General features: G+C 62.2%; 20 protein-coding genes. 16 read left to right on the forward strand and 4 right to left on the reverse strand.

Going from position 1 to position 18,902, the window contains the following annotated elements; translation table 11 throughout:
- Both AXG89_RS06975 and rfaE2 read left to right on the forward strand, forming a co-directional pair.
- A complete protein-coding gene (locus AXG89_RS06975; protein WP_061998301.1) occupies positions 1-873 on the forward strand; it encodes a hypothetical protein in 873 nt (290 codons plus the stop codon).
- 137 nt (positions 874-1,010) lie between these two features.
- Complete coding sequence (gene rfaE2, locus AXG89_RS06980) at positions 1,011-1,493, forward strand: D-glycero-beta-D-manno-heptose 1-phosphate adenylyltransferase (RefSeq protein ID WP_062168802.1); 483 nt, start codon at positions 1,011-1,013, stop codon at positions 1,491-1,493.
- A 35-nt stretch (positions 1,494-1,528) separates the two neighbouring features.
- Here the strand turns inward: rfaE2 and AXG89_RS06985 are convergent, their stop codons facing one another.
- From AXG89_RS06985 to AXG89_RS06995, 3 genes are read right to left on the reverse strand one after another with little or no spacing between them, the layout of a single operon-like run.
- Positions 1,529-1,768: a hypothetical protein gene (locus AXG89_RS06985; protein WP_062000652.1), complete on the reverse strand. Its 240-nt coding sequence runs from the start codon at positions 1,766-1,768 to the stop codon at positions 1,529-1,531.
- Positions 1,769-1,812: 44 nt separating this feature from the next.
- Complete coding sequence (locus tag AXG89_RS06990) at positions 1,813-2,610, reverse strand: type III pantothenate kinase (RefSeq protein ID WP_062168804.1); 798 nt, start codon at positions 2,608-2,610, stop codon at positions 1,813-1,815.
- Positions 2,607-3,554 carry a biotin--[acetyl-CoA-carboxylase] ligase gene (locus AXG89_RS06995; protein ID WP_061998304.1) on the reverse strand — a complete coding sequence of 316 codons (948 nt, stop codon included), beginning with the start codon at positions 3,552-3,554 and terminating at the stop codon, positions 2,607-2,609. The genes AXG89_RS06990 and AXG89_RS06995 overlap by 4 nt, the downstream gene beginning before the upstream one ends.
- Before the next feature lie 183 nt (positions 3,555-3,737).
- Here AXG89_RS06995 and AXG89_RS07000 point away from each other — a divergent pair, with 183 nt between their 5' ends.
- The 9 genes from AXG89_RS07000 to AXG89_RS07040 all read left to right on the forward strand — a co-directional run bounded on the left by AXG89_RS07000 (position 3,738) and on the right by AXG89_RS07040 (position 11,775).
- On the forward strand, positions 3,738-4,871 hold the full coding sequence (locus tag AXG89_RS07000; protein WP_061998305.1) for an MlaE family ABC transporter permease: 1,134 nt from the start codon (positions 3,738-3,740) through the stop codon (positions 4,869-4,871).
- Complete coding sequence (locus AXG89_RS07005) at positions 4,871-5,749, forward strand: ABC transporter ATP-binding protein (RefSeq protein ID WP_062168806.1); 879 nt, start codon at positions 4,871-4,873, stop codon at positions 5,747-5,749. The genes AXG89_RS07000 and AXG89_RS07005 overlap by 1 nt, the downstream gene beginning before the upstream one ends.
- Before the next feature lie 62 nt (positions 5,750-5,811).
- On the forward strand, positions 5,812-6,771 hold the full coding sequence (locus AXG89_RS07010) for an MlaD family protein (RefSeq protein WP_062168808.1): 960 nt from the start codon (positions 5,812-5,814) through the stop codon (positions 6,769-6,771).
- Positions 6,772-6,846: 75 nt separating this feature from the next.
- Positions 6,847-7,506: an ABC-type transport auxiliary lipoprotein family protein gene (locus tag AXG89_RS07015; RefSeq protein ID WP_061998307.1), complete on the forward strand. Its 660-nt coding sequence runs from the start codon at positions 6,847-6,849 to the stop codon at positions 7,504-7,506.
- A 46-nt stretch (positions 7,507-7,552) separates the two neighbouring features.
- Positions 7,553-8,719, forward strand: coding sequence for a VanZ family protein (locus AXG89_RS07020; RefSeq protein ID WP_062170380.1), 1,167 nt, complete (start codon positions 7,553-7,555; stop codon positions 8,717-8,719).
- Positions 8,720-8,775: 56 nt separating this feature from the next.
- Entirely contained in the window at positions 8,776-9,108 is a 333-nt protein-coding gene (locus AXG89_RS07025; protein WP_061998308.1) for a (2Fe-2S) ferredoxin domain-containing protein, read from the forward strand.
- 9 nt (positions 9,109-9,117) lie between these two features.
- On the forward strand, positions 9,118-9,750 hold the full coding sequence (locus AXG89_RS07030; protein ID WP_062168810.1) for an alpha/beta hydrolase: 633 nt from the start codon (positions 9,118-9,120) through the stop codon (positions 9,748-9,750).
- Positions 9,751-10,183: 433 nt separating this feature from the next.
- Entirely contained in the window at positions 10,184-11,395 is a 1,212-nt protein-coding gene (locus AXG89_RS07035; protein WP_062168812.1) for a D-alanyl-D-alanine carboxypeptidase family protein, read from the forward strand.
- A 107-nt stretch (positions 11,396-11,502) separates the two neighbouring features.
- On the forward strand, positions 11,503-11,775 hold the full coding sequence (locus AXG89_RS07040; RefSeq protein ID WP_062000655.1) for a DUF493 family protein: 273 nt from the start codon (positions 11,503-11,505) through the stop codon (positions 11,773-11,775).
- Here AXG89_RS07040 and AXG89_RS07045 read toward each other — a convergent pair.
- Entirely contained in the window at positions 11,759-12,748 is a 990-nt protein-coding gene (locus AXG89_RS07045; RefSeq protein WP_062170382.1) for a transcriptional regulator GcvA, read from the reverse strand. The two genes, AXG89_RS07040 and AXG89_RS07045, sit on opposite strands and share 17 nt — an antisense overlap.
- Before the next feature lie 125 nt (positions 12,749-12,873).
- On the opposite strand from AXG89_RS07045, the gene AXG89_RS07050 reads away from it, so the two are divergent.
- The 5 genes from AXG89_RS07050 to AXG89_RS07070 all read left to right on the forward strand — a co-directional run bounded on the left by AXG89_RS07050 (position 12,874) and on the right by AXG89_RS07070 (position 18,861).
- Entirely contained in the window at positions 12,874-13,200 is a 327-nt protein-coding gene (locus AXG89_RS07050; protein WP_061998311.1) for a DUF2917 domain-containing protein, read from the forward strand.
- A gap of 83 nt (positions 13,201-13,283) precedes the next feature.
- On the forward strand, positions 13,284-14,057 hold the full coding sequence (lipB, locus tag AXG89_RS07055; RefSeq protein ID WP_062168813.1) for a lipoyl(octanoyl) transferase LipB: 774 nt from the start codon (positions 13,284-13,286) through the stop codon (positions 14,055-14,057).
- Complete coding sequence (lipA, locus tag AXG89_RS07060; protein WP_062168815.1) at positions 14,054-15,055, forward strand: lipoyl synthase; 1,002 nt, start codon at positions 14,054-14,056, stop codon at positions 15,053-15,055. The genes lipB and lipA overlap by 4 nt, the downstream gene beginning before the upstream one ends.
- Before the next feature lie 463 nt (positions 15,056-15,518).
- The gene (locus tag AXG89_RS07065; protein WP_236873384.1) at positions 15,519-16,811 is read left to right on the forward strand and encodes a dicarboxylate/amino acid:cation symporter; all 1,293 of its coding nucleotides are present in this window, start codon (positions 15,519-15,521) and stop codon (positions 16,809-16,811) included.
- Positions 16,812-16,857: 46 nt separating this feature from the next.
- A complete protein-coding gene (locus tag AXG89_RS07070; protein ID WP_082771353.1) occupies positions 16,858-18,861 on the forward strand; it encodes a sensor histidine kinase in 2,004 nt (667 codons plus the stop codon).
- The last annotated feature ends 41 nt before the right edge of the window (positions 18,862-18,902 follow it).

Genomic DNA, 18,902 nt, shown 5'->3' on the forward strand with positions numbered 1-18,902 from the left:
ATGAACACGATGCTTTATCCAGAACTGTACAAATCGCTTGAATCGGTTCGTTGGGACATGGAGAAAGACATTCCCTGGGACAAGTTCGACTCGGCGCTCTTGACCGACGAACAAGCCAAGACCATCAAGATGAACGCGATCACCGAATGGTCCGCGTTGCCCGCCACGGAAATGTTCCTGCGCGACAACCACAACGACAGCGACTTCTCTGCGTTCATCAGTGTGTGGTTCTTTGAAGAGCAGAAGCATTCGCTCGTTCTCATGGAATATCTGCGCCGCTTCAAGCCGGAGATGGTGCCCACCGAAGCCGAGCTCGACGCAGTGCGCTTCGAATTCGACCCGGCGCCGCCGCTCGAAACGCTGATGCTGCATTTCTGCGGCGAGATCCGCCTGAACCACTGGTACAGGCGTGCGGCCGAATGGCATACCGAGCCGGTCATCAAGCACATCTACGAAACTATTTCCCGCGACGAAGCCCGGCACGGCGGCGCGTATCTGCGCTACATGAAAAAAGCGATGGTGCAGACCGGCGATATCGCGCGTGCGGCTTTTGCAAAGATCGGTGTGCTGATGGCCTCGGCGCGACGCACGGAAAAACCGCTGCATCCGACCAACCTCCACGTGAATCAGGCGCTCTTTCCGCGCGACACCATCCAGTCTCGCCTGCCTGATCCGGAATGGCTCGAACGCTGGCTCGACGACCAGATTCGCTTTGACGATAGCTGGGAGAAGAAGGTCGTCGAACGGATCTTGCATAACTTATCCATCCTGTTCGAGCGTTCGTTCCTGACGGCTCAGGAGCTGAACCGGTATCGCAAGGAAGTGGTGTTGCGGTTGCAGGCGGCCAAGGGCGCGTCGGAACAGCCTGCCTGAGCTTGACTGCTGGTTTGTTCAGTTCTGGAAACAAGGAAACAGCCCGCCGGTTCATGCCCGCGGGCTGTTTTCTTTTTCGAGGCGTCGTCGCGTGCGTGGCACACTACGCACCTTCCTGATTTCTCCTTGTTCCTGCCATGGCCGCTCCTTTCGAACGCAAGATCATGACGCGCATTGCGCTTGCCGCGTTGCGCCCGCAACTGAGCGCGCCCGTAGTCTTCACGAATGGCGTTTTCGATATCCTGCATCGCGGACATGTGACCTATCTCGCCGATGCCAAAGCGCTGGGCGCAACGTTGATCGTGGGTGTGAACAGCGATGCATCGGTGCGTTTGCTCGGCAAGGGCGATGACCGGCCGATCAATCGTGAGGACGACCGCATGGCGCTCCTGGCTGCGCTGGAAAGCGTCGACTGGGTGGTGAAGTTCGAGGAGTTCACGCCGCTGGAACTGATCGGCGAACTGCATCCGGATGTGCTCGTGAAGGGCGGCGATTACGACATGGACAAGCTTGCCGAATCCGCTCTGGTGCGCAGTTGGGGCGGCAAGGCGCTCGCCATTCCGTTCGAACATGATCGCTCGACAACCGCGCTGCTCAAGAGGGTACGCACGCAGGGGTAGGTGCCTGGTTGCCTGGCAGCGGCCGAGTTAGCGGCTTATTGCGAAAGCGGCGCGGCCTGAACTGCCGCCGCTGGCGCAGGACCGCCGACCACGGCCTGATCCGCCGCTTCTTCCGGGCTGATGGGACGCGTGCGAACGAGTTCAGGGTGAATCTGGCGGTCGAGGTGTTGCGGTTCGCGTCCGCCGGCAGACGGCAACGGTCCGAACACGCCTTGCACGACCACGAACATCAGCAGGTTTGCGAGGAACAACAGGGCGATCAGCCAGCGCAGCATGGAAAGCGCTCCATCAATGAGTTGATCAATCGGGTTCAATTGGTTCATTCGAGTGTTCGGGTCACTGCAGAAGGTGCAGCGTTCTCGCGCGCGATCAACGCGAGTCCGGCGAGCACCAGCGAGTCGTGACGAGTATGCGGCACCTTTAACGCGCCCGCTACTTCGCTGGCCGCGCCGCCGCTCAGAATCAGGCGGAAATCGCCGTTCCATTGCGCGCGCAGATCTTGCCACGCACGCTCTATCAAGCCGGCCTGCGCCAGCAAACATCCTGTCGATAAAGCCGCGCGCGTGTCATTTGCAAAAACGCTTGCGGACGACGCGAGCGCGTCGCGGGCTGTATCGGGCTGGAGAGTGGGCAACTGCGCCGTGTGGCTGCCGAGCGATTGCATCATCAACTGCCAGCCGGGCGCAATCAGGCCGCCGGTAAAGGTGCCATCGGCGAGCAGCGCTTCAAGTGTTGTCGCCGTGCCGAAGGTCGCGATCAACAGGTTTTCGCCGGGATACGCGGCGTGCGCGCCGATCATGCCGCACCAGCGGTCGCTGCCAAGCGATGACGGTTCCGAATAGCTGTTCGTCACGTCCAGTTGTTTCGCCTGAGCGCGCACGAATGTGTACGGCAAGCTTGGCCAGCGTTGCTCGATCTGACGGGCAATACGCTCGTGCACGGCCGCCCCGGCGACGTTCGATATCCACACGCTTCCCGGTTTCACATCATGCGGCCATTCCAGTGGGTCAGCGTGTTCGACGGCGCCGTCGCGCAGGCTTTCGCCTGCGGTCGTCAGGATCGACCACTTGATCCGGCTATTGCCGGCATCGATGAGCAAAAACGGCGCTTCACTCACGGACGTTGCTCCGCGAGCCGTAACGAGACGTCGCCGTTGCTGGCGGTTCTGAGGCCAGTCGCGGTATCGATCTGCAACTGGCCGTTATCGTCGATACCCACCGCCAGACCGCGCGCCACCTCCACGCCTTGCTCCAGCAACACGACCTCGCGCCCCGCATACGCGTGCGCCGCGAGCCATTGCTGGCGAAACGGGCGGAAGCCGTCGGCGCCGAACCGCGCGAGCGTGGCGTCGAGCGCGTTCAGCACGGCGGCGAGGGTATCGGTGAGATTCGCGTCGCTCCAGGCCCTCGACAATGACGCCGGCGTGTTCCCCGGCGTGGGCAGCGCGTTGCGGCGCTGGGCCTCATTGAGTTCCGCCGCCAGTTGCGCCGCGCCGTGCAGGTTGATGCCAATTCCGATCACCACGGCGCTCGCCCGCGGCGTGCTCCACGCGGTTTCGATCAGGATGCCGGCGAGCTTGCCGTCGTCGAGCAATATGTCGTTCGGCCATTTCAAGGCGAGTCTCGCCGATGCCGACAGCGGCAACGTGTTCAGCGCCTCGAGCACGGCGGTGCCGACCGCGAGGCTCAACCCCGCGAGCCCTTCCAGCGGCCGTGGCAACACACATCCGACCGAGAAGGTCAGCGCGTTGCCCGGCTGCGCAATCCACGCGCGCCCGCGCCGTCCACGCCCGGCGGTCTGCAGGTACGCGACGCGCACGAACGGGCCGCCATCAGCCGCCTTCAGCGTGGAACGTGCCGAGAACGAGTCCGGCGCCGACGCCGACGTCCTGTTGCGCGGCTGCGCCTTGAGCTGCGCCATCAGGTCGGCGTTCGTGGAGCCCGTTTCATCGACGATCTCGATTGACCAGTCGCGCACCGGCCGCGCGGCCAGCGACATGAGCCGCTCGCTGTCGATACGCCAGGCGGCATCGAGAGGAAAAGACGAATTGGATGAGTTCATATGCGCATTGTAGCGATGTGCCGGACCCGGGCGTGGCGCCGGAACCCTTCGCGACGGTTGATGCACGGGCCGGAGCGCGGAAAACCCGGCCAAATGGCCAACGCTGTCACCTTTCGCGAGATTCCAGAATAGCTTCGCTACAATGAGTGCTCCCTGAAACCCTACTCCGAGCGTTTTAGAGCCTTGAACTTCGACACTCCGCCAGGCCTCAAGGTCGAGGCCGGCCAACAGGGCAAGGTTGTCCGGCTTTCCGGCCAGTGGACGGCGCTTGCACTGGCGCGCGATCATGCGACCACCAAGCGCGGCGTGGTGGAACGGCTGCGCGGCGTGGGCCAGGAAGCAATCAAGCACTGGGACCTGCTGCCCGTCGAACGGCTCGATCACGTGGGCGGCCAGGCGCTCTGGCGCGTGTGGGGCAGGAAGCTCCCGGAGCAGGTGTCACTCTCCGACACGCAGAAAGAAATCTTCGAGCGCGTCGCATTGCTCGACGCCAATCGCGACGAGCCCGAGGTGGTGGATCGAATCGACCCCATCACGCGCTTCGGGCTGATCCTGTTCTCGTTCTTCGAGCATTTGTACGGCGGCCTGGCGCTGTTCGGCGGCTTCGTGCTGGACCTGATCGGACTGGTGCGTCGGCCGAAACGAATTCCGTGGACGGAGATATCCGCGAACATATATAGCGCCGGCACGCAGGCGCTCGGCATTACGGCGCTGGTCGCATTTTTGATCGGGATCGTACTGAGCTATTTGTCCGCGCAACAATTGCGCATGTTCGGCGCGAACCAGTACATCGTGAATATTCTCGGGTTGTCGGTGATCCGAGAACTGGGGCCTGTGCTCTCGGCCATCCTGGTCGCCGGGCGTTCAGGGTCCGCGATCACCGCGCAGATCGGCGTGATGCGGGTGACGGAAGAACTCGACGCCATGCAGGTCATGGGCATTCCGCACGGCTTGCGCATCGTGCTGCCGCGCGTGCTGGCGCTTGGTATTGCCATGCCGTTGCTGGTGATGTGGACCAACATGGTCTCGCTGCTCGGCGGCGCGCTGGCCGCGAAGCTGGTGTTGGGTATCGATCTGTCGTTTTTTGCGCGGTCGCTGCCGTCGGTCGTGCCTATCGCGAATTTGTGGATCGGGCTCGGCAAGGGCGTGGTGTTCGGCATGCTGATCGCGCTGGCCGCGTGTCATTTCGGCTTTCGCATCAAGGCGAACTCGCAAAGCTTGGGCGAGGGGACCACGACCTCGGTGGTGTCGTCCATCACCATCGTGATCCTGGCGGACGCCGTCTTCGCGATCCTTTTCCAACGGGTGGGAATCTGATGTCGGCAACGCTCGCCTCGGCCGTTCGCCATAAGCCGACTCCGGTGACGGCGGAGCCTGTCATCGAAGTGGTCGATGTAACCAAGCGCTACGGCAGCACGGTGATTCACGAGCACCTGAACCTCGAAGTGCGGCGCGGCGAGATCCTCGCGCTGCTCGGCGGTTCGGGTTCCGGCAAGACCACGCTCGTGCGGCAGATGCTCGGACTCGAGTCGCCCACGAGCGGCACCATCCGCGTGCTCGGCGAAGAATGGGCCAAGATGAACGAAGAAACCGCGCGGATGCTGCGCACGCGCTCCGGCATGATGTTCCAGCAGGGCGCGCTGTTTTCTTCTTTGTCGGTGTACGACAACATTGCCCAGCCGTTTCGCGAACTCGGCAAGATCCCGGAAGACCTGATCCGCGAGTTCGTCATGCTCAAGCTCGAAATGGTCGGCCTTTCGTGCAAGAACATGAGCAAGATGCCGTCGGCGTTATCGGGCGGGATGGTCAAGCGCGTGGGTATTGCGCGGGCGATCGCGCTCGAACCCGAACTGCTTTTCCTCGATGAACCCACGGCCGGGCTCGACCCGAAGGCATCGGACGAATTTGTCGATTTGATTGCTACGCTGCATCGCGCGTTGGGTTTGACCGTGGTTCTCGTCACGCACGACCTGGACACCATGGTCGCGCTTTCCACGCGCGTGGCGGTGCTCGCCGATCGGCGGGTGCTGGTCGCCGCGCCCGTGGAAGAGGCGGTCGCGGTCGATCACCCGTTTATCCGCGAGTATTTTCTCGGGCGGCGCGGCAGGCGCGCGTTGCAGGCGCTTCCGCCCGAACGCCGCAAAAGGTTGCCGGCGGTCGCGCTCGAAGATGCGCCGTGCGGCCCCACGCTCTAGGCGTTCTCATGAGTGGCTTCGTTTTGCGCTCAGGCAGTAAGCAGTAACAAAGGAACCTGTTGATGGAAAACAAATCCCATGCGTTCTTGGCCGGTCTGTTCACTATCGGACTGATGGTCGCTATTGGCGTTGCGGTGTTCTTCTTCAACGTCGACCGCACGGTGCGCGTGCCGTATGACCTGGTCGCGCGGACCAACGTGACGGGCCTCTATACCGACGCCGACGTGCGTTATCGCGGCCTCGGCGTCGGCAAGGTGCAGTCCATCAAATTCGACCAGGGCCATCCCGGTCAGATCCGGATTCGCATCATGGTCGATAAAACCGCGCCGATCACGCAATCCACGTTCGCCACGCTTGGGTTCCAGGGCGTAACGGGCATTGCGTTCGTGCAACTCGACGACACGGGCAAGGACCCGGCGCCGTTGACGTCATCGTCGACCCAGGTCGCTTCGCTGCCGCTGCATCCCGGTTTGTTCGATCAATTGCAGCAACGTGGCGACATCCTGATCAAAAAGTTTGAACGCATCGCCGACGACGCAGACAGATTCCTGTCCGACGACATGCGCGACCAGGTCATGCAGACAACGAAGAGCCTGCAGGGCGCGGCCGACGGCATCGCCATGTTGAGCAAGCAAGTCGGACCGGTGGCGGAACAGTTGCCGCGCACGCTGCATCAGCTCGACCGCACGCTCGCTTCCACGAACGCGCTGGCGAACAACCTGAGCCGTGCGGACGGTCCGTTTGTCACGAACCTGAACAAGGCGGGCGACGCGGCGGAACGCGCCGGCCGCGTATTGAACGAAGTGAACGAGTCGTTACAGGAGATGTCGGCGCGAGTCGGTTATGAAACCTTGCCACGCGTGAATTCGCTGGCCGATGACGTGGGCAGTGCGGCGCGTTCCGTTGATCGCGCGGCTGACACGTTCAACCGGAACCCGCGCAGCGTGCTGTTCGGCGCGCCGCAGCCCGAGCCGGGCCCGGGCGAGCCGGGTTTCAAATGGCCGGCGGCGCCGTCGAAATAAATCTGTTCGTCCACTGCCGCCGTGGTTTCAAACGGCAGCAGCCGGACCTTTCGATAAATCAATCAGGAAACTGAGATGCCACACACGATCTTGCAGGCGAAGCGCTTGGTAAAGCGCGCTGTGCGCCCGCTGCCGCGAGCGCGCTCCGGTTTTATTGTTTTTTCCCTCGCTGCAGTGCTTGCCGGTTGCGCTTCGGGGCCGCCGGCGGCGGTATCGAATATTCGATACGACCTCGGCGACCCCGCACCGCTCGGCAACACCATGCCCATGCCGCCGGTAAAGGTGCTGGCAGTGAGCGCATCCAAGAACCTGGATACGGATGCGTTTTTATATCGCTTGAAATACGCCGATGCACAGCGCATCGGGCGTTATTCGGACAGTCACTGGACCATGTCGCCTGCCGACCTGCTGACGCAGCGTTTGCGCGTCGCCCTGGCGTCACGTGGTCCTGTGCTGACCGGCTCCGACCCGGTGCGCGCGCCCATGCTGCAGGTCGATCTGACGGACTTCGAACAAGTCTTCGATGCCCCCGAAAAGAGCCACGGCGAAGTATCGGCGCGGGTGACGTTGTCGCAGCACGGGCAGGTGGTCAGCCAGCGCACGTTCATTGCGCGCGCCCCTTCCTATACGCCCGATGCCGCCGGCGGCGCACGGGCGCTTGCCGCCGCGTCTGACGACCTGATCGCGCAAATGGCCGCCTGGCTTGGCGTGCAGCCACTGGTTGCATCGCAGTGACAGCGAGGGCGAACCACGCAGCGCCGCGCGCTTCAAGGCGGCCTGCATGATCGTCAAGCACTGGCAACGCCGGCCATCGGCGTTGTCGCGGCAAGCGCTCGCCGTTTATACGCTGCTGATCGTCTATGGGTCGCTGTATCCGTTTTCCGGCTGGCGGTCGCTCGGCATCGGCCCGTTCGCCTATCTCACCGATCCGCTGCCGCAATATCTCACCGCGTTCGATGTGATCACGAACGTGCTCGGTTATATGCCGTTCGGCGCGCTGGCCGTGCTGGCGCTCTATCCGCGATACCGCGGCGTGCTCGCGGCTGGCGTTGCGTTCATTGGCGGGGCGATGTTGTCGGGCGCCATGGAAGCCGTGCAGACGTATTTGCCGACGCGGGTTTCATCGAACCTGGATCTCGCGGCGAACGCGCTGGGCGCGCTGCTCGGCGCCGCGCTGACCGCGCCGGCCACGAGCATGCTGCTCGACCGTGGCGCGCTGCGGCGCCTGCGCTTCATGTGGTTCGAGCGGGACGCGGCGTACATGCTGGGGTTATCGGCGCTCTGGCCTTTCGCCACGATGTACCCCGCACCGTTCCTGTTCGCCGTCGGCAATTTGCCGCGCCTGCTGTGGCAGCAACTCGACCCTGTGATGCAGGAGGCACTGCTTTCATGGATACCGGTAGCGTGGAACGTGACCGCATGGCCGATGCGTCTTGGCGATCGCCTTCCCGATGACACCTGGGAAATGGTCATCACATCACTCAACTTGTTTGCGGCGCTCGTGCTGACCACATTGCCCATGCGAGCCCGCGCACCGCGCGTGCGTCTTTTACTCGGGCTCGTGATTGCAACGCTGTGCGCGAAAGCCGGCGCGACCTTCCTGCAATCGCGCTCGGGGCTGACCTTCGACTGGGCCACCGACGGCGCCGTGTATGGCATCGCGGCCGGCACGGCGGCGGGGCTGCTGTCCCTGCAATGCTCCCGGCCATGGCGTGCAACGCTCGCCGGCATTGCGTTGATCGTGGCGCTCGTGCTGGTCAATCTGCTGCCGGTGAATCCTTACTTCGATATCGTCGTGGCCGACTGGCGCCAGGGACGTTATCTGCATTTCAACGGTCTCGCGCACTGGCTCGCGTGGGTGTGGCCATATGCCGCACTGGGATGGCTGGCATCCACGGCGGAGCGCGCATTCCTGGCGTGGCGGCGTGGCGGTGGCGTGAAAAGCTGACCCGGGTAACGGTCGTTATAATCGAATCAACCCCCACAAAATCCCCGGCCAAGCTCATGGACCCTTTCTACAAGTATCACGTGTTCTTCTGCCTCAACGAACGCGCGCCCGACGCCCCGCGCCCAAGCTGCGCGAATTGCGGCGCCCAGGCCATGCAGGAGTACGCGAAGAAACGCGTGAAGAAACTCGGCCTCGCGGGCGACGGCAAAGTGCGCATCAACAAGGCGGGCTGCCTCGAACGATGCGAACTCGGGCCCGTGATCGTCGTATATCCGGAAGGCACCTGGTACACCTACGTGGATGAAACGGATATCGATGAAATTGTCGATTCGCATCTGGTGAACGGCAAGATCGTGGAGCGTTTGCTCATCGATCAGCCGGCGGCCTGAGGTTCAGGAATGAATGCACAGACCGAGAAGTTCCTGATCGATGGCCCCGCAGGCAAGATCGAAGTCGCGCTGGATCGTCCGGCCGACGGCACCCCCTCGCGCGGCATTGCGCTCGTGGCGCACCCGCATCCGCTTTACGGCGGCACCATGGACAACAAGGTCGCGCAGACGCTCGCACGCACGATGGTCCAGCTTGGTTACATCACGTATCGGTCGAATTTTCGCGGCGTGGGACAAACGGCAGGCGAACACGACAACGGCACGGGCGAGCGCGACGATCTGCTGGCGGTGGTCGCGCATATGCGTGCGCAACCGGGCCAAGCCGATGTTCCGCTCGTGCTTGCCGGGTTCTCGTTCGGCACCTTCGTGCTCTCGCATGTGGCGAAGCAGTTGCGCGAGTCCGGCGAGGCGATCGAGCGCATGGTCATGGTCGGCACGGCAGCGAGCAACTGGCCGGTCGCCGAGGTGCCGGACAACACGCTCGTGATCCACGGCGAAGTCGACGATACCGTTCCGATCACCTCGGTCTACGAATGGGCGCGCCCGCAGGAATTGCCCGTCGTCGTGATCCCGGGCGGCGAGCATTTCTTCCATAGAAAGCTGCATGTGCTGAAGAAGATCATCGTCGACGCTTGGCGTTGAGGCTTACGCAGGAACAACCGCTACTTTCTGCAGGATCAACGCGCGGCGCCAGGGCTTTCAAAGGCTTCGCGCCGCGTTCGTTTTTACACTCGCTTTCAAGAATCCCCGGCAAATCAAGCCACTTCCACGGCAAAAGCAACATTGCGCACGCGTATAATGGCGCAGAATTTTGCCCGGCCGACTATTCGGCCGCCGCTTGGCCGCAGCGCATGCAGCACGCGATTCACCGCTCGATTCAACGGTCGCGTTCAGTCCATGTGCCGCTCGAGTATCGAAGCGCGCGGAGGTCGGTCCGAACGAATCTTCGCGCCCTGCGTCGAAGCACAGCGCTCCGCCGGACTGACCCTCCGCCTGTACAACCCGCGAGTCGCGTCTTTTCTCGGACATCCGGAAAACGCCGACTCGCCGATGCCTTTTCTGCCAATCCGAACCTATGCGCTTTTCCCCTTCCGGCTTGCCCTTCGTTGCTCCCTCTTTCGTTCATCGTGCCGTTGCTGCCGCTATCGTCCTGCCGGCGACGCTCGTAGCGGCGAGCGTTTTCGCCCAGGTTCCGCCACCCGATGTAACGGCCCGCTCGTGGGTTCTCGTCGATGCAACCAGCAACCAGGTGCTCGCGTCCGGCAACCCGGATGAACGCTCGGAACCGGCATCGCTGACCAAGCTGATGACCGCGTATCTCGTTTTCGACGCGCTCAAGTCGAAGAAGATCAACATGGACCAGACCGTCATGCCGAGCGAGGCCGTGCGCCGCGTGGGCACGGACGAGTCGCGCATGTTCATCGAGGCGAACAAGCCGGTGACCGTTCATGATCTCGTGTACGGCATGATCATCCAGTCGGGCAACGACGCAGCCATCGCACTGGCTGAGCTGGTGGGCGGAAGCGAAGGCAATTTCGTCACACTGATGAACGCGGCGGCCAAGCAGATTGGTATGAAAAATACCCATTTCGCCGATGTCAACGGCATGCCCGACCCGAATCACTACACCACGGCAGGCGACTTGGCCGTGCTGTCCACTCGCCTGATCCGCGATTTCCCCGAGTACTACGCCATTTTCTCGGTGAAGGATTTCACCTATAACAAGATCAAGCAGCCGAACCGCAACCGCCTGCTGTGGATCGATTCAACGGTGGATGGCCTGAAGACCGGCCACACCAAGGCAGCGGGTTATTGCCTGATCGCGAGCGCGAAGCGTCCGCTGGAAGGCGTGCCTGACGCGAGCCGCCGGCTGGTCGCCGTGATGATGGGCGAGCCGAAAGAGCACAACCGCGTGCAGGACAGCCTGAAGATGCTGAACTACGGCTACACGGCTTATGACGCGGTGCGCCTCTACAAGGCAGGCCAGGTGATCGATTCGCCGCGCGTCTACAAGGGCACGGAAAACGCGCTCAAGGCCGGCGTGGAAACCGATCAGTACATTACCGTTCCGAAGGGCATGGGCGAGAAGGTCAAGCCCACGGTCACGCATAACGACACCATCGTCGCGCCGGTCAAGAAGGGCCAGCAGGTCGGCACCGTCAAGATGATGGCCGACGGCAAGGAAGTCGCCCAATTCCCGCTGGTCGCGCTGCAGGATGTGCCGCAAGCCGGTTTTGTCGGCCGGACGTGGGATTCGCTGCTGATGATGTGGCAGAAGAAGAAATAAGGAAGAAGCAAGCAACATCGGGCAAGTTGGAATCGGCCGATCCGGCTCCATCTATGTCTGCTGTGAGACGCCCGGACAGCCCGGGCGTCCGTTAGATGGAGAACACCATGAGCTCACCCGATATCGACGCCCTGTTCGATTTCCCCTGCGATTTCCCGATCAAGGTGATGGGCGCGACGCATCCGGAATTCCGCGATGCCGTCGTCACCGTGATCCGCGAATTCGACGACCACTTTGACATCGAGCGCATTGAAACGCGTCCGTCGTCGGGCGGTAAATACACCGGTCTGACGCTCACCGTTCGCGCGCAGAGCCGCGCGCATCTGGACGATATCTATCGTGCGCTGACCGGTCACCCAATGGTCAAAGTGGTGCTTTAAGTACCTGCAGCGACGGTGCCCCTGGCGGCCCGGGCGTGCGCGCAGGCCCGTCGCACACGGCCGGCGTGCGCTCGTAAAGCTGCTTGAACTGCATGATCTCGTCCAGCAGCCACGCGCGAAACGTCTGCACGCGCTGCGTCCCGAGCAGTGCGAGCGGACACACGAAGTAGTAATTCCACGGGCTCGGCCCATCAATATTGAAAAGTCTCACAAGCCGTCCCGCCACGATTTCATGCATGGCGAGCGACCGGCGCACGAGCGCGATCCCTTGCCCTTGAATGGCGGCCTGTAGCAAATTCGACGAATCTTCGTATAGAACGCCGCGCTTGGGTTCGGGCAGATCCACGAGCCCGGCTGCGTCGAACCAGGGGCGCCAGAGTTCATCGTGTGAACGCAGCAAGGGCGCGTCGGCCATATCGGCGGGCGTGCGAGGCAGCTTGCCGCCGCGGAAGTTCGGTGAACAGGCAGGGAAAAACACTTCATCGAGCAGTTCTTCGGAATGCAGCCCCGCGTATTTCCCGGTGCTCGCGAAGCGAATGGCGACATCGACGTCTTCGCGCGTGAAATCGGTCAGTTCGTTTGTCGAGAGCAGTTCGAGATTGATTTCCGGATGCTCTTCGATAAACCCGCCAATTCGCGGCGTCACCCAGCGTGCGGAAAACGACGACAGCATCGATACCACCAGCCGCCGGTCGCGATCCCCCGCACGTACCCGCCGCGTAGCTTCGGCGAGCGTGGCGAGGGTCGTACGGACTTCCGCGGCGTATTGCCGCCCGGTATCCGACAGCCGCACGCGCTTGCCATCGCGAACGAAGAGCGTGACGCCGAGATCCGCCTCGAGCGCCCGGATTTGATGGCTCACGGCGCCGTGGGTGACGAAGAGTTCGTCGGCGGCGCGCGAGAAGCTTTCGTGTCGCGCGGCGGCTTCGAAGGCGCGCAACGCATTGAGAGCGGGGAGTTGGCGTAGGTCCACGGTCATCGGCTCGAATGTGTGTATGTGTGAATATATCTCACATACAGACGAAAATTGCTCGTTTTGCTTAAACCCTTGCTGAGTCTATCTTCTACTCATCAACACGATTTTTGGCGGAGGCTGTCATGCGAGAAATATCCACAAGCATCACGTTCGAAATAGCCGATGGCGAAACGGTGCCGATGCGTATTGGCAACAGCGTCAAGCTGTCGGTTCTCGGCGCGCCGGTATGGGCCACGCGCAGCAACGATACCGAAGACTACTGGCTCGTCCCCGGCGATTCCCTGAAGCTGCGCCAGCACGAGCGGCTTTGGCTGAGCACGGAAGCCGGCGGCACGGCGCAAGTCGTTTTCACGCTGGCGCGGCGTCCAGACCAACGTGCGATCGGCTGGCTGGCGCGTGGCTTCGATCGGCTTGCCGAGCGTTTCCGGTCGGGCTGGCGGACGGTTTGAACCAGCTTTCGACGCATCCGGGCGATCATGCGTTGATTCGTCCTCCGGCGAGGGCGGCGGGATTTCGGTAAACTAACGGAATCATGTCCGCCACGCCGGTAACAACTCCCCCCTCCGCTGTCCTTTATCGCGTTCCAGGCGCTTCAACGCCCAAGGTCAACGTTCATTGGCGTGGCGTGCAGCCATACCCAGAAAGCTTCGACGCCATGCGCGCGTTCACGGAAGCCCGCACGGCCGACACAGCCGATGAAATCTGGCTCGTCGAGCATCCGCCGGTTTTCACGCTCGGGCTGGCTGGCGACCCCGCACACCTGCTGCATCCGAATAGCGATATCCCCCTTGTAAAAGTCGATCGCGGCGGCCAGATCACGTATCACGGGCCGGGGCAGGTCGTGGCGTATCTCATGCTCGACCTGCGCCGGCGCAAGCTGATGGTTCGTGAACTCGTGCAGCGGATCGAGCAGGGCGTGATCGAAACTCTTGCATCGTATAATCTCGAAACGGAACGCAAAGCGGGCGCGCCCGGCATCTACGTCAGCGAGACGCCCGCTCAGCATTCTCATGCGGGCGCGAAGATCGCCGCGCTTGGCCTGAAAATCCGCAACGGCTGCAGTTATCACGGCGTGAGCCTCAACGTGAAGATGGACCTGCAGCCGTTCCTTGCGATCAATCCTTGCGGTTACGCGGGACTCGAAACCGTCGATATGGCCACGCTCGGCGTGCTGGCCGACTGGCACGACGTGGCTCAAACGCTGGCTGACAACCTTACTCACCACATCGGCGGACAAAGCGCTCCCGCCGCCCAACCGCAGAACGGCGTGATTCACGCGAGCCGTCTGAATGGACCGACCGAATGACTGACGTAACCGGAAACATCGCAACCCAGGGCACGACGCCCGCCGTCCCCTACGACGCCACCGCCAAGCAAAAGGCGCAGGCGAAAACGGCGCGCATCCCGATCAAGATCATTCCCATCGAAAAGCTGAAGAAGCCGGAATGGATCCGCGTGAAAGCCGCGACGGGCAGTTCACGTTTCACGGAGATCAAGCAGATCCTGCGCGAGCACAACCTGCATACGGTGTGCGAAGAAGCGAGCTGCCCGAACATTGGTGAGTGCTTCGGCAAGGGCACGGCCACGTTCATGATCATGGGCGACAAATGCACGCGCCGCTGCCCGTTCTGCGACGTGGGCCACGGCCGTCCTGATCCGCTCGATGCCGACGAACCGCTGAATCTGGCGAAGACCATCGGTGCGTTGAAGCTGAAGTACGTGGTGATCACGAGCGTGGATCGCGACGATCTGCGCGACGGCGGCGCCGCGCATTTCGTGGAATGTATCCGTCAGGTGCGTGAGCATTCTCCGCTGACGCGCATCGAAATCCTGACGCCGGATTTCCGCGGCCGTCTTGACCGCGCGATCGGCATTTTGACCGCCGCGCCTCCCGATGTAATGAACCACAATCTCGAAACGGTACCGCGTCTCTACAAGGAAGCGCGTCCGGGTTCGGATTACGCGCATTCGCTGAAGTTGCTGAAGGACTTCAAGGCGCTGCATCCGGAAGTGGCGACGAAGTCCGGCCTGATGGTGGGCCTCGGCGAAACGGAAGAGGAAATCCTTCAGGTGATGCGCGACCTGCGTGCACATGACGTGGACATGCTGACCATCGGCCAGTATCTGCAGCCGTCGGAGCATCATCTGCCGGTGCGCTCTTACGTTCACCCCGATACCTTCAAGATGTACGAGGAAGAAGCGTACAAGATGGGCTTCACGCACGCGGCCGTCGGCGCAATGGTGCGGTCGAGCTATCACGCGGATCAGCAAGCCCACGATGCTGGACTGGTCGGCGCGGTTTGATATTGCTGGTTCTGACGCGATGAAAAAACCCACAACGACGTGGGTTTTTTTATGCCAGCGCGCGTCTGTTTGCGCAGAAAACCTCAATGTCCAATGCTGCTTCCCTGAACCCTCAAAACCTCGGGAAAGCCCGTAGATAAAGCGTCTCAGGGATTACCCGAATGCCGTCCGGATGGTCGGAATGGGTTTTCTTGAAAATCCGGAAAGACAGATTCCGGTCGCTCCAAGGCAACGAAAACCCCTTAAAAATCAAGCGTCGACGCGTTGCAAAAACTGGCACTGACCTTGCAATATAGAAGGAAGGCCAGCAGGCCCCCAAAAAAACAAGGAGACCATTCAATGCAGCCCTGTTCACGCAAATCAACCTGATTTCTGCCGACGCCGGACGCGCATCGCCGCAGTCGGGCGCCGGCGCGTTTTTGTCTCACCCTTTCGCCATTTGCCGACCATGCCCGGAACAACTGTGACAACCGTCAAAAAACCTTTTTATAAAATCCTGTATGTGCAGGTGCTGCTGGCTATCGCCATCGGTATCGCGCTCGGGCATTACTATCCCTCGCTCGCCACCGACATGAAGCCGCTCGGCGATGCGTTCATCAAGCTCATCAAAATGGTGATCGGGCCGATCATCTTCTGTACGGTCGTGACCGGAATCGCCGGCATGGAAGACATGAAGAAGGTCGGGCGCGTCGGCGGCAAGGCGCTGCTCTACTTCGAAGTCGTCTCGACGTTCGCGCTCGTGCTCGGCCTCGCCGCCACGCACATCCTGAAACCGGGTGTGGGCTTCAACATCGATCCGGCTACGCTCGACGGCAAGGCGGTCGCTTCGTATGCTGCGAAGGCGCACGGCCAGACCACGACCGACTTCCTGCTGCACATCATTCCTGACACGATGTCCTCCGCGTTCGCGCAAGGCGAGATCCTGCAGATCCTGCTGATCGCACTCCTGTTCGGCGCGGTGCTGGCCACGGCGGGCGAGAAAGGCCGTGTCGTGACGGGGTTTATCGAAGGGCTGTCGCATATCCTGTTCGGCATCGTGCGCATCATCACGAAGCTGGCCCCGATCGGCGCATTCGGCGCAATGGCCTTCACCATCGGCAAGTACGGCATCGGTTCGCTGATTCCCATGCTCAAGCTGATCGGCACGTTCTATCTGACGTCGGTGATCTTCGTGGTCGTGGTGCTCGGGATCATCGCAAAGCTGGTGGGCTTCAACATTCTGCGCTTCGTCGCGTACATCAAGGAAGAGATGCTGATCGTGCTGGGCACGAGCTCGTCTGAAGCTGCGTTGCCGCAACTGATGCTCAAGCTCGAAAAGCTCGGCTGCTCGCGCTCGGTGGTGGGCCTCGTGGTGCCGACCGGTTATTCGTTCAACCTCGACGGCACGAACATCTACATGACGATGGCCGTGCTCTTCATTGCACAGGCGACCAACACCGACCTTACCTGGACGCAACAACTGACGCTGCTCGCGGTGACCATGCTGACGTCGAAGGGTGCAAGCGGCGTGACCGGCGCAGGTTTCATCACGCTGGCCGCAACGCTCGCCGTAGTGCCGACCATTCCGCTGTCGGGCATGGTGCTGATTCTCGGCATCGACCGCTTCATGAGCGAATGCCGTGCGCTCACGAACATCGTGGGTAACGGCGTGGCGACGGTGGTCGTGTCGGCATGGGAAAACGAACTGGATCGCGACAAGCTGCGTGACCAGCTCAAGCACGGCGCGGTCGATACCGAAGCCGAAACGGTTTCCTGATCGGCGCTGAAGCGATTCGAACGATCGCACAAAGGAACCAACGGCAATGAAAGCGGCGAAGCATTTTCTGGCGGATGCTTCGCCGCGCGTGTTTTCGGGCGCCGGGCATCCGGGCGCCGGGCATCCGGACGCTGCGTTCGAAGCCGCGCGTGCCACAATCGGTGGATCTCACCGATTGGAGCCCGTTCACTTGACGCGGCGATTGCTGGTTTTCCTCGTGCTTCTCGCGGCGCTTTGCGGCGTGTGCGCGCTCACGTGGACTGTTGCGTGGCAGCGCGGCCTTGACGACCTGCGCCAGAACGCGGCGACGCGCGTGGATCGCACGACCGCCGAGCTCAAAAGCACGCTCGACCGCTACGAATACCTGCCGTATCTGCTGTCGCGCCATCCGTTCGTCCAAGAAGTCCTCGCCGATCCAAACCCGCGTTACGCGGCGCGTGCCGATCGTTATCTCGAAGACCTGAACACGCATGCGCGGGCTACGGCGACTTACATCATCCAGGCGAACGGGCGCTGCGTGGCGGCGAGCAACTGGAACGGCCCGGACAGTTTCGTGGGCGCGGAATACCTGTTCCGCCCGTACTTCGTCGATGCCGTCAAAGGCGGCACCGGGCGCTTCTTCGGACTCGGCACCATCTCGCGCGAGCCGGGATATTTCATCTCGCAGCCGGTTTTCCGCGAGGGCTCGCACGAGATCATCGGCGTGGCGGTCGTGAAGCTGAATCTGGAATGGCTGCAGGGCGCCGATTCCTCGGAACCGCTTCTCGTCACCGATGACCACGGCGTGATCTTCCTGTCCTCCGTGCCGGAGTGGAAATATCACACGCTGCGGCCATTGCCGAAGGACATCGAGGCATCGGTTTATACGGCGCGGCAGTACGCGCAACATCCGGTGACGCCGTTGCCTATGACCATCGTGCGCACGCTCGAAGGCGGCGCGCAGATCGTGCGGGTGGGCGGCGGCCGCGACGCGCCCAGTTATCTCGCGACGCAGCGTGCGCTCGGCGAACCTGACTGGCATCTGATGACGATGGTGTCGCTCGCACCGGCCGTCGATGCTGCGCGTAGCGCGACCATTGTCACGGCGCTGGTGTTCATCTCGCTGTGTTCGGTGGCGTTTTACTGGCGCATGCGCCGTGCGCGAATGCGCGAAATGATCCGCAGCCGCGCGCTGCTGCAGACCGCTTACGCCGAGCTCAACGAACGCGTGGCGGAGCGGACGGCGGATTTATCGCAGGCGAATGCGTTGCTGACCAGGGAAGTGAGCGAGCGCACGCGCGCTGAGCAGGACCTGCGCGCCGCGCACGACGAGCTCATCCAGGCGAGCAAACTGGCCGCTTTGGGGCAAATGGCTGCGGGCATCACGCACGAACTGAATCAGCCGCTCGCCGCGCTGCGCAGTTTTTCGGACAATACGCGGGTGTTTATCGAACGAGGGGATCATGTCGCCGCGAATGAGAACCTCGAAGCGATCGCCGCGCTCACCGAACGCATGGGCAAGATCACGAATCAACTGAAGTTGTTCGTGGCGAAGGCGCGGCCGAAAAATGCGCGTACCGATGTCCGCCGCGCGCTGCGAAACGTGCTCGCCATGCTGCAGCCGCGCATGAAAAACGTGAAGGTCGCGTTCGGCGCGGATGACCAATCGGCTCTCTTTGTACGCTGCGAGGACCTGCGTCTCGAGCAGATCCTGATCAACCTGATCGGCAACGCGCTGGATGCGGTGGTGTCGTGCGACGTGCCGCGTATCGATATCGAGCTGATCACGAACCAGACGACGGTCGAAATCGTCGTGCGGGACAACGGCCCCGGCATTGCGCCCGATATCCTGCCGCGCCTGTTCGAGCCGTTTTTCACGACGAAGGAGATGGGGCACGGCCTGGGGCTCGGCCTGGCGATTTCGTCGGCAATCGCACGCGATTATGGTGGTACGTTGGTCGCGCGCAACGTCGCGCCGCAAATCGAAGTCGATGGACCCGAAGGCGGCACGCAGGCCGACGCCGATCGCTCGCACGGCGCAGAATTCGTGATCACGTTGTTGCGCGCTTAAGCGCCGGCCTGGCGCTGGCCGAGAGAATCAAGCAGGAGCAG

Source organism: Burkholderia sp. PAMC 26561 (assembly GCF_001557535.2).
Classification (GTDB): domain Bacteria; phylum Pseudomonadota; class Gammaproteobacteria; order Burkholderiales; family Burkholderiaceae; genus Caballeronia.